At 38.7% G+C, this 15,007-nt stretch carries 15 protein-coding genes; all 15 read right to left on the bottom strand.

Features of this window, described 5'->3' with window-relative positions:
- Positions 1-102: 102 nt before the first annotated feature.
- Complete coding sequence (cotE, locus tag ACQKIH_RS04490) at positions 103-693, bottom strand: outer spore coat protein CotE (RefSeq protein ID WP_057988321.1); 591 nt, start codon at positions 691-693, stop codon at positions 103-105.
- Positions 694-870: 177 nt separating this feature from the next.
- Entirely contained in the window at positions 871-3,012 is a 2,142-nt protein-coding gene (locus ACQKIH_RS04485) for a sensor domain-containing protein (RefSeq protein WP_427763643.1), read from the bottom strand.
- A 253-nt stretch (positions 3,013-3,265) separates the two neighbouring features.
- A complete protein-coding gene (locus tag ACQKIH_RS04480) occupies positions 3,266-3,700 on the bottom strand; it encodes a YlbF/YmcA family competence regulator (protein ID WP_057988318.1) in 435 nt (144 codons plus the stop codon).
- Positions 3,697-5,232 (bottom strand): tRNA (N6-isopentenyl adenosine(37)-C2)-methylthiotransferase MiaB, encoded by a 1,536-nt coding sequence (gene miaB, locus ACQKIH_RS04475; protein WP_427763641.1) that lies wholly within the window; start codon positions 5,230-5,232, stop codon positions 3,697-3,699. Before miaB ends, ACQKIH_RS04480 begins: the two co-directional genes overlap by 4 nt.
- 72 nt (positions 5,233-5,304) lie before the next feature.
- A complete protein-coding gene (locus ACQKIH_RS04470) occupies positions 5,305-5,649 on the bottom strand; it encodes a hypothetical protein (RefSeq protein WP_083493736.1) in 345 nt (114 codons plus the stop codon).
- A 78-nt stretch (positions 5,650-5,727) separates the two neighbouring features.
- On the bottom strand, positions 5,728-6,921 hold the full coding sequence (locus ACQKIH_RS04465; RefSeq protein WP_427763640.1) for an MFS transporter: 1,194 nt from the start codon (positions 6,919-6,921) through the stop codon (positions 5,728-5,730).
- Between the two features lie 16 nt (positions 6,922-6,937).
- The gene (locus tag ACQKIH_RS04460; RefSeq protein WP_427763725.1) at positions 6,938-8,218 is read right to left on the bottom strand and encodes a TRAP transporter large permease; all 1,281 of its coding nucleotides are present in this window, start codon (positions 8,216-8,218) and stop codon (positions 6,938-6,940) included.
- Position 8,219: 1 nt separating this feature from the next.
- On the bottom strand, positions 8,220-8,741 hold the full coding sequence (locus ACQKIH_RS04455) for a TRAP transporter small permease (protein WP_427763638.1): 522 nt from the start codon (positions 8,739-8,741) through the stop codon (positions 8,220-8,222).
- An 18-nt stretch (positions 8,742-8,759) separates the two neighbouring features.
- Entirely contained in the window at positions 8,760-9,836 is a 1,077-nt protein-coding gene (locus ACQKIH_RS04450) for a TRAP transporter substrate-binding protein (RefSeq protein ID WP_057988306.1), read from the bottom strand.
- A 23-nt stretch (positions 9,837-9,859) separates the two neighbouring features.
- Complete coding sequence (locus tag ACQKIH_RS04445) at positions 9,860-10,039, bottom strand: 2-hydroxymuconate tautomerase (protein ID WP_057988304.1); 180 nt, start codon at positions 10,037-10,039, stop codon at positions 9,860-9,862.
- Between the two features lie 15 nt (positions 10,040-10,054).
- Positions 10,055-10,825: a 2-keto-4-pentenoate hydratase gene (locus tag ACQKIH_RS04440; RefSeq protein ID WP_427763637.1), complete on the bottom strand. Its 771-nt coding sequence runs from the start codon at positions 10,823-10,825 to the stop codon at positions 10,055-10,057.
- Positions 10,822-11,838, bottom strand: a complete 1,017-nt coding sequence (gene dmpG / locus ACQKIH_RS04435; RefSeq protein WP_427763636.1) for a 4-hydroxy-2-oxovalerate aldolase — start codon at positions 11,836-11,838, stop codon at positions 10,822-10,824. The genes ACQKIH_RS04440 and dmpG overlap by 4 nt, the downstream gene beginning before the upstream one ends.
- Complete coding sequence (locus tag ACQKIH_RS04430; protein WP_427763635.1) at positions 11,835-12,719, bottom strand: acetaldehyde dehydrogenase (acetylating); 885 nt, start codon at positions 12,717-12,719, stop codon at positions 11,835-11,837. Before ACQKIH_RS04430 ends, dmpG begins: the two co-directional genes overlap by 4 nt.
- Positions 12,720-12,733: 14 nt before the next feature.
- Positions 12,734-13,513, bottom strand: coding sequence for a 2-keto-4-pentenoate hydratase (locus tag ACQKIH_RS04425; protein WP_427763633.1), 780 nt, complete (start codon positions 13,511-13,513; stop codon positions 12,734-12,736).
- A gap of 14 nt (positions 13,514-13,527) precedes the next feature.
- Positions 13,528-14,985 carry an aldehyde dehydrogenase gene (locus ACQKIH_RS04420; RefSeq protein WP_427763724.1) on the bottom strand — a complete coding sequence of 486 codons (1,458 nt, stop codon included), beginning with the start codon at positions 14,983-14,985 and terminating at the stop codon, positions 13,528-13,530.
- Between the last annotated feature and the right edge of the window lie 22 nt (positions 14,986-15,007).

Raw genomic sequence — 15,007 nt, 5'->3', positions numbered from 1 at the left:
CCACTAGCGAAATAATTTTCCTTCTTCACACAACAAAAAAGCTCAAGCTAATAATAAGCTTTGAGCAAGATGTTCGCGCTAATTCCATTTCGAATCATCCTTTTAACAGGACGATGAGGATGACGAGGACGATTCACATGGATAATCGGGCGAGCTTGAAGATGAACAGGAAGATGACGATGAAGATGAACTAGAAGAACATGATTGATTCGAGCTTTCATCATACGTCCAGTCTTCTTCACAATCTAATGGGTGGACGCTAATGACAACCGTCGTCTCTCCAATAATCTCCACTAAAAATTCACGTTCAATCTTCACATTAATTTTATCCCCATGCTTTGTAATGACCGCTTCAATACAGTTTGGTGCTTGTAATACACAAACTTTCACTTCATCTGAATCTTTACAATCATTGTCACGGAATGTTAACTTAATACGATCTTTATATGAAACTGTTTCAGTAAATACGGCCGTTTTTGAATGATTATGATACGCATACCAAACATTCACATCAAACTTCCCTGAAACCTCCACATACTTCCCAATACGTTTTGCTGTATAATGATGATTAATAACCCAACAGCCGAGAATACTTGTCGGCGCATTCGGTGGGCAGAGCGTTTCGCAACATTCCGTACGCTTCTTCCCTTTGGCAATCACGGCTTTCGTCACAATTTGACGTAAACGTTTCACCGAAAATCTCCCCTTTCTTAACTACTCGAAATAGTGTATGCGGCTGTTGCCTAAAGGGTGAAATAATCCTGTTGGAATGAAAAAAATCATCTGGACTCCTCTTTTATCACTGTGTTTCTATAGAAGGTTTACATACAAAAAGCAGCCTCCTTTCAAAAAAGGAAAGCTGCTTTTTACTTAAAATTGAGTTTGCGTATTCTTTTGTAATAACTCATCGACTTCATGAAGCGGCATTGGTTTAAAGTAATAATAGCCTTGACCACTGTTGCAGCCGAGTTGTAGAAGTTCTTTATGCTGCGCTTCCGTTTCAATACCTTCAGCAACACAACGCATATTTAAATTTCTAGAAAGATGAATAATCGTTTTAATGACTGCATGCATACGTGGATCGGTTAAATTATCGACAAAACTTTTATCGATTTTAATCTCTTCAAATGGAAGCTCCTGCAAATAACTTAATGAAGAATAACCTATTCCAAAGTCATCAATAGACGTTGCAATGCCATATTTCATCAAATCATTAATAATTTTCTTCGCCCGCATCACATTATCTAACTCGATACTTTCCGTAATTTCAAATTTAATATACTTCGTTTCCACGCCGTATTTTTCAATTAACTCCATAACATTTTCTACGAATGCCGGGTGATAAAAATGATTTGGTGAAATATTTACAGATACTTGGTACATTGGTAAGTTGGTTTCTTTTCGATGCTTTTGCCATTGTAAAACCTTCTTAAAAATCGCACGATCTATTTTAGAAATATTTCCTGTATTTTCTGCTACAGGGATAAATAACGCTGGCGAAACAAAACCAAGTTCAGGTGAAATCCAACGTGCTAATGCTTCAAAGCTATTAATCTCACCTGTTTTTATATCCACTTTCGGCTGAAGCATTGGCATAAATTCATCTTTCATCAACCCTTTTGCAATATTCGCCAAAACGTTCATTTCATTTGCTACGGATTCTACTTGTTCTGCATCAAACTTTTTAATAACCGTGCCTACGCTTTTCAATGCGATAGACAATGCCGTATCCGCTTGGCGAATAGCTTGATTAATTGGTGTCTCTTGGCAAATTTTTGACGTCCCTACTTTTAATGTAATATACACATCTTTATTGTTAATGCAATACGGCTCAAATAATAAATGATCCATTTCAGCTTGTGTAAATTGTAAGTCACTAATTTTAAGCTGCGAAGCAATAATAATTGCAGAGTTTGTATAGCGCGCAATGAATAATTTATGTTCTGCAAAAATATTTTGTATGCGTTTTGCCATTTTCAATAATATTTTATCGCCACCTTGCCGACCATATAAATCGACAATTTTTTGATATTCACTCGGCTCAATAATATATAAATAACTATCTCCCAAATCTGCTTCCCATTCTGTTTGCATTTTATTTTTAAATCCTTCAAAATTGCTTAAGCCTGTTTCAGAATCAAAGAATGCGAGTGAATGAATTGCACTTTTTTGATTGTAATATTTGACCGCCAGCGTAACAATCGGGGCAACATTCGTATTAATAAATTTATAATCAGTTGCCTGTGGTTCCATCTCTTCCTCAAAATAAATCGAAAAATAACCAATAAGTCCCTCTTCCTTATTGAAAATCGGCTGACTCCAAAGTGAAACGATATTTTCTTTATCAATTAAAGCTTTATATTGTTCATAATAAATCGTTTTTTTTATATTTTTAATAAATGTCGCGTTTCTATCTAAACTTAATGAAAAATTACGATTATTCTTGTCTATAAAAAAAGCTTGATACTCTGAAATTTCAAAAGTTTTTGTAGCCCCTCCATAAACGCCTGTTACTTTTCTCTTTTCATCAATTAAAACAATAGTACAGTGACATTGATTTCTAAAAGTATTTTCTACATGATTACAAATTTCACCTAAAACATTTGCTAGTGGATAGCCATTTTCTAATTTAAAATAAATATTTCTTTCTAGCTCAAGAAGTGAATCTAATTTCGTGGCATAGGTAACGTCCTTCATCATTAAAAGACAGTACTGAAACTCGCCATTGAGATTCTTTAAAGGTAAAATACTCACTTCATTCCAAAATGTAGAACCATCTTTCCGATAATGGAAAGACGATGTTGTAAACGGTTGACCATTTACTATACATTCTTGAATCGCATCTTCATTCAGGATATCTGTTAATGGACCATGTAAAATATTTAATTTTTCACCAATTAATTCTGACTCGCTGTATTCTGTCATATGTGTAAAGACGTGATTCACAAATTCAATTACGTTGCCTTTAGCTGGATTGATTATTACTACAGCTGACTCAAATTGCCTCGCCATTTGACACAACCAAAAAAACATCTCATCTTTGTCGAAGTTTTGATTGTAATATTTGTACATTTCCGTTATTCCTTCCTAATAGGCTCCACTATTTAAGAATTATAGCAAATTTTACAAGTAAATACGATAAATTGGTATACATTTTTTAACATTTTTTCGAAATAATCATTTCACTTACTCTCCATCGAGTAATTAAAGCTAATTCAAGAACAAAAAAACAGCCCCCTTGAGAGCTGTTTTTTTTCGTTCTTTATTATGAACAAGATCCTGGTACACTGTTTCGCACTTTTGAGCCTGTTTCACCTTTTAAAAGATCTCCGCCTGTATTTTCAATCACTTCATTTGTTACATTATTAGCAATCGCATTTGACACAAGTTGCAATAACTCATTCACATCTGTTTGTGATTGTTTAAATTGTTGAACAACTGGAAGTGCATCAATTTCCTCTTCAATTCCCGCAATTTTACCTTCAATCATTTTTACCGCTTTTTCTTTCCCTAAGTGCTGGAAGTTCACTACTTGTTTTTGAAGCGTTTTTAATGACGCGATTTTTTCACGAACAAATTGGTTTTCGTTAATTTGCTCTTCTGCCTTTTTGAAAAATTCTACTTCTTCTGTGTTGGCAATCATATGTGCGATTTCTTTTGCTTTTACGACGATATCGTCTTTTGAATATAATGTTGTCATTTGATTAATTCCGCCTTTTCTTTTACTTCTTCCACAAATTCACCTAATAATGAATGACTTTTTGCTTCTGTTACTTTTACTAACACACGTTGACCGATGTATTTCGGATCTGCTTTGAAGTTAACTAATCGATTTTTGCGTGTATAGCCTGCAAGTACGTCATCACGTCGTTTACTACTACCTTCTACAAGCACTTCCACAATTTGTCCTTCTAATTGTTTTAATGCCTTTGCCGAAAATTCAGCAACGACATGATTTAGACGGTGTAAACGTTCTTTTTTCACTTCATCTGGTACATTATCCGTCATTTTAGCAGCAGGCGTTCCTTCACGTGGCGAATAAATATACGTAAACGCCATTTCAAAGCCTACTTCACGATACAAATCAAGTGTTTCTTGGAATTGCTCTTCTGTTTCATTTGGGTAACCAACGATAATATCTGTCGTTAAAGTTACGTCTGGTATCGCTGTTTTAATTTTGTCTACTAATTGTAGGAAATGCTCACGCGTATATTTTCGCGCCATAATTTTCAAAATTTCATTCGAGCCTGATTGAACAGGTAAATGGATATGTTCAACCAAATTGCCACCTTTAGCGAGTACTTCGATTAAATGATCATCAAAGTCGCGCGGGTGACTCGTCGTAAAACGAATACGCGGAATATCGATTGTTCGAATCGCATCCATCAAATCGCCTAAACGATACTCGATATCTTCAAAATCTTTCCCGTAAGCGTTTACGTTTTGGCCAAGTAACATAATTTCTTTGTAACCTTGCGCTGCCAGTTCACGCACTTCTTGAATAATCTCTTCTGGTCGACGAGAACGTTCCTTACCGCGCGTATACGGCACAATGCAGTATGTACAAAATTTGTCACAGCCGTACATGATGTTAACCCAAGCTTTGATCGAACCAAGACGTTTTTTCGGAAGGTTTTCAATAACATCGCCTTCTTTTGACCAAACTTCTACGACCATTTCTTTAGACATGTATGCTTCGTTTAAAATATGTGGTAAACGGTGAATATTATGTGTACCGAAAACCATATCGACATGTTGGTACTGCTTTAAAATGCGATTAACAACTGATTCTTCTTGTGACATACACCCACAAACACCGATTAACATTTCTGGATTTTGTCGTTTATATTTAAGCAAGAAGCCGAGCTCACCAAATACTTTATTTTCCGCACCTTCACGAATCGCACATGTGTTTAAAAGCACAACATCCGCTTCTTCGATTAATTCAGTAGATGTGTAGCCAAGCTGCATGAAAATACCCGCCATTACTTCTGTATCATGTTCATTCATTTGACAGCCATATGTGCGGATGTAAAATTTACGCCCTTCTCCCATATGTAAAAACTTCTCTTCAATATCAAAATCTTTGTGGTACTTCACTTCTTCTTTCCCACGTTTTTTAGCATCTTTTAATGAAGGAGCTGTAAACACTTTCTCGAAATATTTACTATAGTCTTTTTCTTGTTGTGGTTGCTTTACTTGTTGACTGGCTAGTCGTTGTTCTTCGTTCATCGACAAATAGCCCCTTTCTATCTTGTTCACTCATTTTACCATTATAGCGAATGTCTCTATGTTCCGACAAGCTTAGTCGACGAATTGTTTATAGCCTTGTGGGTCATTTGTACGCAAAATTGTAAGAAATGTGACACTTAACTTTATTACTTGTGACCATTTCATTGCGTATTTCGCTTCAAAATGATGTTTTGGTAGCTTTAACACATCTTTAAAAACAAGTTGCGCGTCCAGCTGCTTTTCTTCTAAATAAGCAAGAAACGCCAAAAACAACTTATGATCCTCTAGCTGCAAGTCCTTGTTTTGTAATAATGCATCTAATTGATCATGCGGAGAGTTTCCTCGTTGGAATATTTTTTCGAGCTGTCTTTCAAGCTGTTCATTTTTATATTGAAGAAAATTAATAATAGTAGACATTGCATTTCCCCATTTTGAGTATGACATAATCATTAACTACTGTAACAAAGTTTGCGCTTGTATACATTGAAAAGCTCCTTATGCCGCTTTAAAAAGCCTCATCGCGTAAATCATTAGACATGCACAAAGGAAAAATAAGCTCATCACAAAAAGGCTTGCGAATAAATAGCCCCCCTGTTCTACAAAATAGCCGAAAAATGGCGGAATTAAAAACACACCAATTGAGGCAACGGTTACACTATAGCCGCTCGCGAATCCACTTAAAGAACGATCGACACTTTCCACTGCAAGCATCATCCAAATGCCATTAAAGCCTGACAATGCGAAGCCAACGAACGCGATGAAAATGATAATTAAAATAGTAGATTGACTAAAGTAAAGGCCCATCAAACTACCTGTGCTAATGAGTGTAATCCCGAGCAAAACAAGCCACCGATTTCCAGCAAAAAGACGGTCGCTAATAACGCCCCATGAAACCCTCCCCGCCGCGCCACATAACTCCGATAAAGCTAAACAAAGACCCGCTACGTAAATCGTCCAGTCTTTTGTTTCTATTAAAAATAAAATTAAATATGTGTTAAAAGTTATTTGAACTCCCATTAAAATAAAGGCCGAACTATTTGTGAAAAATAACATTTTAGATTTGGTTAATTGTTTTACCTGCGTCCAAAGGGGCTCCGTTGATTGAACTGGCTTTTCTTTCCACGGTAAACGGCTAAAGTAAAAACTGCTAATAAAACAGACAATGACGAGCACAAACACCGCCAACGTAACCGCCCATCTCCAACCAATAAACACAACTAACGGCAGAAGTAAAATACTAATAGCTGCCGAAGCAAGTGTAATCGACATTTGTTTCACGCCCATTGGCACTGTCAGTTTGGACGGCGGAAATTCATACACAAGCAATTTATTCGTTACCGGATGCATCCCACCATAACCAAGTCCTGCAATTAAAATAAAAATAAACGCAAGGTAAAAATTATCCATCCACGCAAAAACTAAAAAACTACTTGCAACGACGCTCATCAACACAAGCATTAATTTTCTTGTATTCACCCGATCCGCATAATAGCCAATCGGCAGTGTTGCTAAAAATTGACCAATAAAAAGTGCAGTTGGAAACAAACCCAACTGCACTTTAGTTAACGCTAAATCTTCTCCAATATACACCATGAAAGGGCTTAAGCTTCTGCCAACAAACGCGGTAAAAAACTGACCTACAAGTATGAGTAGCACCATTATTTTGCCCTGTTGCAGCAACTTTTTCATAAGAATCCCTCTCTTTCTACATCCCTAACATTTTCGGAACAAAGAGCACTAAGTCCGGTATATATGTAAGGAATAATAAAACAATGAACGATATAACGATGAATGGAAATACGCTTTTCACAAGCGTCTCAAACTTCACATCCGCCATCGAAGACACGATAAATAACCCCGTCCCAACTGGTGGTGTTAATAATCCGAGTGTTAAATTAATACAAATAATTACCCCGAAGTGCACTGGATCTATATTTAGTGCTACTACAAGTGGCATTAATACAGGCACTAAAATAATGAGTGCTGCAATGCCGTCGAGAAGCATGCCGACGACAAGTAATGCAATGTTTACAAGCAATAAAAATACCCAAGGACTTTCTGTAATACTTAACATGCTATCTACTAATAATTGTGGAATGCGTTCAAATGCAATCATCCAACCAAAAATATTCGCCATAATAATCAAATACGTAACAGTTGCCGTGTTCGTAACTGTACTAATTAACATTTTCGGTATTTTCTTCAAATCTAATTCACGATAGAAAAATAGCCCTACGATAATTGCAATTAAACAAGCAACTGCTGCGGATTCTGTCGCTGTAAAAATCCCCTTTAAAATTCCCACAACAACCGTTATAGGAATTAATAATGCTGGAAGTACTTGAAACGTACTTTTTAATATGACTTTTAATGTGGCACGTTCACTTTTTGAAAAGTTTTGCTTATAGCCCATAAAAGAAATAACCCCAATAAATACAAGTCCATAAATAATACCAGGCACAATTCCGGCCATAAATAATGCCCCAATGGACGTACTCGAAAGCGTTCCATAAATAATAAAAATCATACTTGGTGGAATAATCGGCGCTATGATGGAAGAAGCTAATGTAATCGACGCTGCAAATTCACGTTTATAGCCCTCTTTTTCCATTTGTGGCACCATTACTTTACTCATCATCGCAGCTTGAGCATTGGCTGAACCTAAAATAGATGCCAGGAACATGTTCGCCACAACGGTTACATACGCAAGCCCACCTTTAAAGTGACCAATGAGCACGCGGGCAAATTGGACGAGACGTGTCGTAATGCCACCTTCATTCATAATTTCGCCCATTAACATGAATAATGGAATCGCGAGTAATCCAAAGTTCTCAAGACTCGAATACATACGCAGTGGCGTAGAATCGAGCAACATCACTTGTCCATTTAATAAGAAATAAATAATCGTTATAATACCTAAAACCATGGCAATAGGAATCCCCATAATTAACAGTAGAATGAAGATGGCGATTGTTAAAAATGTAATATTAACTCACGCCCCCTTCTACTTTTTCTACTACTTCAGGCTCACCATTCACAAGATTGTTGATAAAGCGAGTCAAAATATGAACAAAAGCAAAGATCAATCCTATTGGAACAGCGCTATATGGAATCCACATCGGAATTTGGAGCGCACTTGATTTTTGAATAAGCATTGAGGGGAGCATCATCCAATTAATCGCGTAATAAATTAAAATCCCTAAAAATACAATCATCGTTAAGTCTTGCGCACTGCGTAGCCACCTTTTCTTATTGTCTGAAATCGCATCATAAAGAAAAGTAACAGAAGCCTGGGTGCCATATTTCAGGCCCCAGCTCCCACCAATAAAAGATGTCCAAATCAATAAGAAAATAGAAACTTCACCGGCCCAAGGGATTGGATCTTTTAGGAAGTAACGAAAACAAACCGCGACAATCATCAATATTGCTAAAGCACCCATCAAAATCGTCATGATTATTTCTTCCAGCTTCGTTAGTAAATTACTGAATTTAGTCAATAATTGTACCACTCAAATCCCCCCTAGAAACTAGTTACGTGCAGCTTCGATAAAGCGTTTCATTAAATCGGATTTCGCACTGTATTCAGCATCGAATTTTTGAATTTCCTCTGCGTATACATCTGCCCCTAATTCCGTCACTGTCATGCCTTGGTCTGCCAATTGCTTTTTAAAATCTTCCTCTTGTGAAGCACGTGTATCTACTGCATATTTTGAAGCGACAACTAATGATTCTGTAATGATTTTTTGCGCATCCGCAGACAAATCATTAAAGGCTTTTTCGTTCGTTAAAATGATCGATGGCCATACCATGTGATTTGTTACCGTCGCATATTTTGCTACTTCAGAATATTTATTTGTAATCGTCGCATCTAAGTCCATATCCATCCCGTCAATAACCCCTGTTTGTAATGCAGAATAAACTTCTGGTAACGGTAACGCTTCCGGTGCTGCACCTGTTGATTGATAGAAGAATGTCAGCGGTGGAGACGGTGTTACACGCATTTTTAAGCCTTTTAAATCGCTCGGCTTTGTCACTTCTTTGTCTTTCGTAATCATCACACGCTGACCTGCGAATAAATAATCTAATGATTTTAACCCCGTACCTTCAATTTGCTTTAACATTTCCTTCCCAAGTTCTCCTTGGCTCATTTCATACGCATCTTGTAATGAATTAAATGCATAAGGTGTAAACCAGGCCGCTAAGTCAGGTGTACGAGCACTTAAGTACGCTGCTGTAATTAACGCAAAGTCAATCGAACCAGCTTCCACTTGCTGTACCATATCTGCTTCCGTACCTAACTGACTTGCTGGATAAATTTCCACTTTCATTTTGCCGCCAGAGCGCGCTTGTAATTCTTCATTGAACTTTTCAGCAGCTAAATGCCACATATGATCGGTTGCTGTAATATGTGCGAGCTTAAATGTTTTTGTTGGTAAATCTAATTCCGTACTGGCATCACCTGCTACCGACGTTTCGACCTTTTCTCCTGCATCTTCATCTGGTTTTTCCGCTGTCGAATCTGTATCATCTGAGCTACATGCAACTAATGCCAATACCATTAAAAACAATAAACCGATTTGAAGGAACTTCGATAATTTTTTCATCAATGGACTCTCCTCTTAAATCATTATTTTTTGGATTTACCTGCAACTCCCCAATGCTTTGGTGAAATTTCAGTAATGATGACTCGAACTTGTTCAGGTGACACTTCCGCGGCTTCGACAAGAGATTCCGTTATTTTCACAATAATGTTTTCCTTTTGTTCATCTGTACGTCCTTCTAGTAGTTGGATTTGTACAATAGGCATCGAAAATTTACACCTCTATTTCACATTCAGCGTCAGCTTACCTAACGCCCCGTAATCCGCTTCAATGACGTCGCCCGCTTCCACGGCAATTGCATCCGTAATCCCACCCGTTAGTACAAGTTGACCAGGTGAGATTCCACGTCCTTCTCGCGCTAACATCGTCAATAATTCAATGACCGAATAAATTGGATGCCCAAGTACAGCTGCACCTTGTCCAAATAACTTGTCTTCACCATTCTGCTTTAGTGTGACTTCAACCGCAGACCAATCCAGTGCATACGGTGAAAATGCTTGTGCACTTAATAAAATTTTCGTCGATGAAGCATTATCCGCAATGACATCTGGCAACGTAAAAGAGAAGTTTTGATAACGGCTATCAATCACTTCAAGTGCTAAATACACACTTTCTACTGCATCCCATACATCAAGTGGCGTTAAGTTTGCGCCAAACAATGCTTTTTTGAAAACAAAAGCAACCTCTGCTTCTACACGTGGATGAATATATTCAGCAGCCGTTAGTTCATTTTTTGTTAAATTCATTGAAGATGTTAAACGACCATAAATAGGTGAATTTACACCTACTTGTTGCTGCTTTGCTACACTCGTTAACCCCATTTTCCAGCCAATGAAACGGTTGGCTGCCGTTAACGTTTGCTCGATACTAATTTTTTGAATTTCGTATGCTTGCTCGACTGTTAAATCGGGCTTTGAAATCGTAATTTTTTCGATTGCTTGCTTCGTTTTTTGCGCTATCGCAACTTGTGAAGCATAGTTAAATAAAGTCATCGCTTGCCACCAACCTTATCCTTCGCTAGTTTTTGTGCTACTTCGATAATGGTATCTTCCTGACCACCAACAACATTTAATTTTCCTAGCTCTACTAAAATATCACGTGCATCAATTCCTACTTTTTCCGCCGCGAGATTTGCATGACGTAAAAAGCTCGAATACACGCCCGCATAGCCCATTACCAAGCTACCCGACGTAATATCTTGTGGTTGCGGCAAAATTTCGTTGCGCACATAATCGGCTAAATCGAGCATTTGATATAAATCAATCCCCGTTTCAATGCCCATACGTTGCAATATCGCCACTAATACTTCGGTTTGCGTATTACCAGCACCTGCGCCTAAACAGCAAATACTGCCATCAATACGCGTCGCACCTTCTTCAATTGCTACAAGCGTATTCGCAACGGCTAAACTCAAGTTATTATGTGCATGGAAGCCCACTTCAACTTGTAAATTTTCGCGCAATAAACGAATGCGATCCCGTACATCTGATGGCAGCATCGCACCTGCCGAATCCGTTACGTACACACCATCTGCACCGTAAGACTCCATTAATAATGCTTGTTGTAAAACTGTCTCCGGTGGTGCTGAATGAGCCATCATAAGGAAGCCAAACACTTCCATCCCTAAATTTTTCGCTGTTTCAATATGTTGCTTTGAGACATCAGCCTCTGTTACATGTGTCGCTACACGAACCGCGCGCGCACCTGCATCATACGCCAGTTTTAAATCTTCAATCGTCCCAATTCCAGGAATTAATAGCACCGTAACAATCGAATCCCCCGCTACTTCCGCCGCCTCTTTAACTAATTCAACATCGTATTCTTTTGAAAATCCGTACTGTAAAGACGATCCACCTAACCCATCGCCATGCGTGACTTCAATGTAGGGCACTCTTGCCTTGCTCAGTCCTTGTGTTACTTTACGTACTTGCTCGAAAGTAAACTGATGCCCAACAACATGGCTACCATCACGCAGTGCTACTTCTGTAATGTATATTGGTTTCATTGAACTTCAGCCCTTTCCAGCATCGATTTCGCAATCTCCTCTGCTACCTTTAGTGCAGCAGCTGTCATAATATCTAAATTGCCTGCGTAAATTGGCAAATAATCACCAAGCCCTTCTACTTCAAGGAATACCGTTACTTTCTTCCCTTCAATGAGCGGGTCAATTTTCAAACGATAGCCTGGTACAAAGTCATTTACTTTGCTTACCATGTCTCGTACAGCAGCTGAAATGGCTTCCGCATCCCCGTCCTCTTTTAATAAACACATGATCGTATCGCGCATAAGTAGTGGCGGCTCGGCTGGATTCAAAATAATAATGGCCTTCCCTATTTTCGCACCGCCGACTTGCTCAATGGCACGCGCTGTTGTTTGTGTAAATTCGTCAATATTAGCACGCGTTCCTGGTCCTGCGCTTTTCGAGGCAATTGTGGCAATGATTTCTGCATAATCGACTGGCTGGACTGAATTAATCGCATGGACAATTGGAATCGTCGCTTGCCCACCACAAGTAATCATATTGACAACCTCTTTTTCGAGATGTTCCGTTAAATTAACGGTCGGCGCAACGAATGGACCAATTGCAGCTGGTGTTAAATCCACAATACGGATGCCCAATCCCTTCACAACATTTACATGGTGTTGATGCGCCTTTGCTGATGTCGCATCAAACAAAATTTTTGCGCGTTCTGGATTTTCAAGAAAACCTTCAATTCCAGTTGAAATGGTTTCAACGCCCGCTTCCTGTGCAAGTTTCAACCCTTCTGATTGCGGGTCAATTCCAATTAAAACGGACATTTCTAAATACGGTGATCTTTGGATTTTCATCATTAAATCTGTTCCGATGTTCCCTGAACCGATAATGCCTACTTTAATTTTTTCCATTTTTGTACCACCCTTTATTTAAATTCCACTTTTACCTTGCCTAATAATTCGCCAAAATCAGCTACAAAAACATCGCCAACTTCCGCATCGAGTGCCGCGGATAAAGCGCCGGATAATACGACTTCTCCTGCTTCAATCCCGATATTAAAATCAGCAAGGCGATTCACTAGCCAAGCAACACAGGCTGCCGGATTTCCTAATACATCCTCGCCTTTCCCCGCATTCACCTTCGTACCATTTTTATAAAAATCCATTTCAATAGCTGGTAAATCGACTTGTGCAGCATTGCGTTTTACATCCCCTAAAACATATTTCGCCGAAGATGCATTGTCCGCAATCGTATCTAAAAGCTTAATTTTCCAATTTTCAATACGACTATCCACAATTTCAAGGCTCCCAACTATGTAATCCGTCGCTTCAATTACTTGCGCAACCGTTACATTTGGTCCTTTTAAAGGCGCTTTTAAAAAGAAAGCAACTTCCGCCTCTACCCGTGGTTTTAAATAATCACTACGTAAAGTCGTACCATCTTTGATTTCCATATTCGAAAGTAAATGCCCATAATCCGGCTCATCTACGTTCAATAAATTTTGCATCGCTTTAGAAGTAAGCCCAATTTTTTTACCTGTAATGCGATGCCCTTGTGCCACTTTTTCATTTATCGTTTCAAGTTGAATTAAATACGCATCTTTCACAGTTAAATTTTCTAGTGATTGCGTAAGCGGCTGAATGCCATTTTGATTTTGTTCTGCGGATAATAATTTATTTGACCATTCGATTAAATTAACAATCATGTTCCCAATTCCCCCTACAATTTGATCGTAATATTAGACACTTCACAATAAAATTCGAAGCTATGCGCCCCGCCTTCACGTCCAATACCGCTATGCTTCATGCCACCAAATGGCGTTCGTAAGTCGCGTAAATACCACGTATTCACCCAGACAATACCCGATTCGATTTGACCGGCAACACGATGAGCACGACGCAAATCATTTGTCCAAATCGTCGCCCCTAAACCGTAGTTCGTATCATTTGCATAACCGAGCACTTCCTCTTCCGTGTCAAAAGGTAACACTGCAACGACCGGACCGAAAATTTCCTCTTTTACACAGCGCGAATTTTGAGTCAGGCCGACAATAATCGTAGGCTCAATAAAATAGCCTTTTTCGATACCTGCCGGACGTCCACCACCCGTTACGATTTGACCGCCTTCTTCGCGTGCAATATCGATATAGCCCATCACTTTTTCGTAATGCTCTTTCCCGACAACTGAACCGATATTTGTGCTTGCTTCAAATGGATTGCCTATTTTTAACTCATTCGTACGCGCGACAAATTTTTCGATAAAGGCATCAAAAATCGGACGTTCAACGTAAATACGTGAGCCACATAAACACACTTGTCCTTGGTTCATAAAACTTGATTTTAATGTTGTTTCAATTACTTCATCTAAATCCGAATCTGCGAAAATGATATTTGGATTTTTGCCACCTAGCTCAAATGAAACCTTTTTAAGCGTTGGTGCAGCGGCTTTCATAATCGTCGTACCTGTACGTGTTTCACCTGTAAAAGTAATTGCGTCAACATCTGGATGCTCCGATAAAAAGGCACCTGTTGAATTGCCACCAAAACCGTGCACAAGATTGACTACACCATCCGGCACGCCCGCCTCTTTACATAGCTCAACTAGGCGTGTTGCTGTCATTGGCGTTAACTCGGCCGGCTTCATAATAGATGTGCTCCCCGCCGCCAAGCATGGTGCTAATTTCCAAGTTAATAATAACAGCGGTAAATTCCATGGGTTGATCATGGCCACAACCCCTACTGGACGTGTAACGGAATAATGCAAGGCGATATTATCTTGGTTATAAGATTCATTACCTAAAGATGTTAAATAATCCGCAAAAAAATGGAAATTATGAGCAGAACGCTTAATATCCATTTCTAATGCTAATAAATAAGGCTTTCCGGTATCGGTCGCCTCTAAGACAGCAAGTTCCTCTACATTTTCCAAAATTAAATCCCCGATACGGCGAAGTATTTGGGAACGTTCTTTCGTTGTGAAGTCTTTCCATGGTCCTTTTAATGCCGCCTTTGCAGCAGCAACCGCTTCGTCGACCTGCTCTTTCGTTGCCTCGGCAATCCATCCTACTACTTCTTCTGTCGCAGGATTGATATTTTCGAACTTCATTTCATCTTGGACATCGACAAATTGACCATTAATAAAATTGCGGCAATTGATACTTTTCGTTTCAATTTTCATCGGTTGCATCACACGGGTCACT

The sequence above is a fragment of the Solibacillus cecembensis genome, from assembly GCF_050272495.1.
Lineage (GTDB): Bacteria > Bacillota > Bacilli > Bacillales_A > Planococcaceae > Solibacillus > Solibacillus cecembensis.
This window is presented reverse-complemented; position numbering and strand designations above follow the sequence as displayed.

Bases quoted from the DNA above. Each gene is read 5' to 3' on its own strand.
- ACQKIH_RS04485 (WP_427763643.1), bottom strand. From the start codon at position 3,012: ATGGCGAGGCAATTTGAGTCAGCTGTAGTAATAATCAATCCAGCTAAA.
- ACQKIH_RS04480 (WP_057988318.1), bottom strand. From the start codon at position 3,700: ATGACAACATTATATTCAAAAGACGATATCGTCGTAAAAGCAAAAGAA.
- miaB (WP_427763641.1), bottom strand. From the start codon at position 5,232: ATGAACGAAGAACAACGACTAGCCAGTCAACAAGTAAAGCAACCACAA.
- ACQKIH_RS04470 (WP_083493736.1), bottom strand. From the start codon at position 5,649: ATGTCTACTATTATTAATTTTCTTCAATATAAAAATGAACAGCTTGAA.
- ACQKIH_RS04465 (WP_427763640.1), bottom strand. From the start codon at position 6,921: ATGAAAAAGTTGCTGCAACAGGGCAAAATAATGGTGCTACTCATACTT.
- ACQKIH_RS04450 (WP_057988306.1), bottom strand. From the start codon at position 9,836: ATGAAAAAATTATCGAAGTTCCTTCAAATCGGTTTATTGTTTTTAATG.
- ACQKIH_RS04445 (WP_057988304.1), bottom strand. From the start codon at position 10,039: ATGCCTATTGTACAAATCCAACTACTAGAAGGACGTACAGATGAACAA.
- ACQKIH_RS04440 (WP_427763637.1), bottom strand. From the start codon at position 10,825: ATGACTTTATTTAACTATGCTTCACAAGTTGCGATAGCGCAAAAAACG.
- dmpG (WP_427763636.1), bottom strand. From the start codon at position 11,838: ATGAAACCAATATACATTACAGAAGTAGCACTGCGTGATGGTAGCCAT.
- ACQKIH_RS04430 (WP_427763635.1), bottom strand. From the start codon at position 12,719: ATGGAAAAAATTAAAGTAGGCATTATCGGTTCAGGGAACATCGGAACA.
- ACQKIH_RS04425 (WP_427763633.1), bottom strand. From the start codon at position 13,513: ATGATTGTTAATTTAATCGAATGGTCAAATAAATTATTATCCGCAGAA.
- ACQKIH_RS04420 (WP_427763724.1), bottom strand. From the start codon at position 14,985: ATGAAAATTGAAACGAAAAGTATCAATTGCCGCAATTTTATTAATGGT.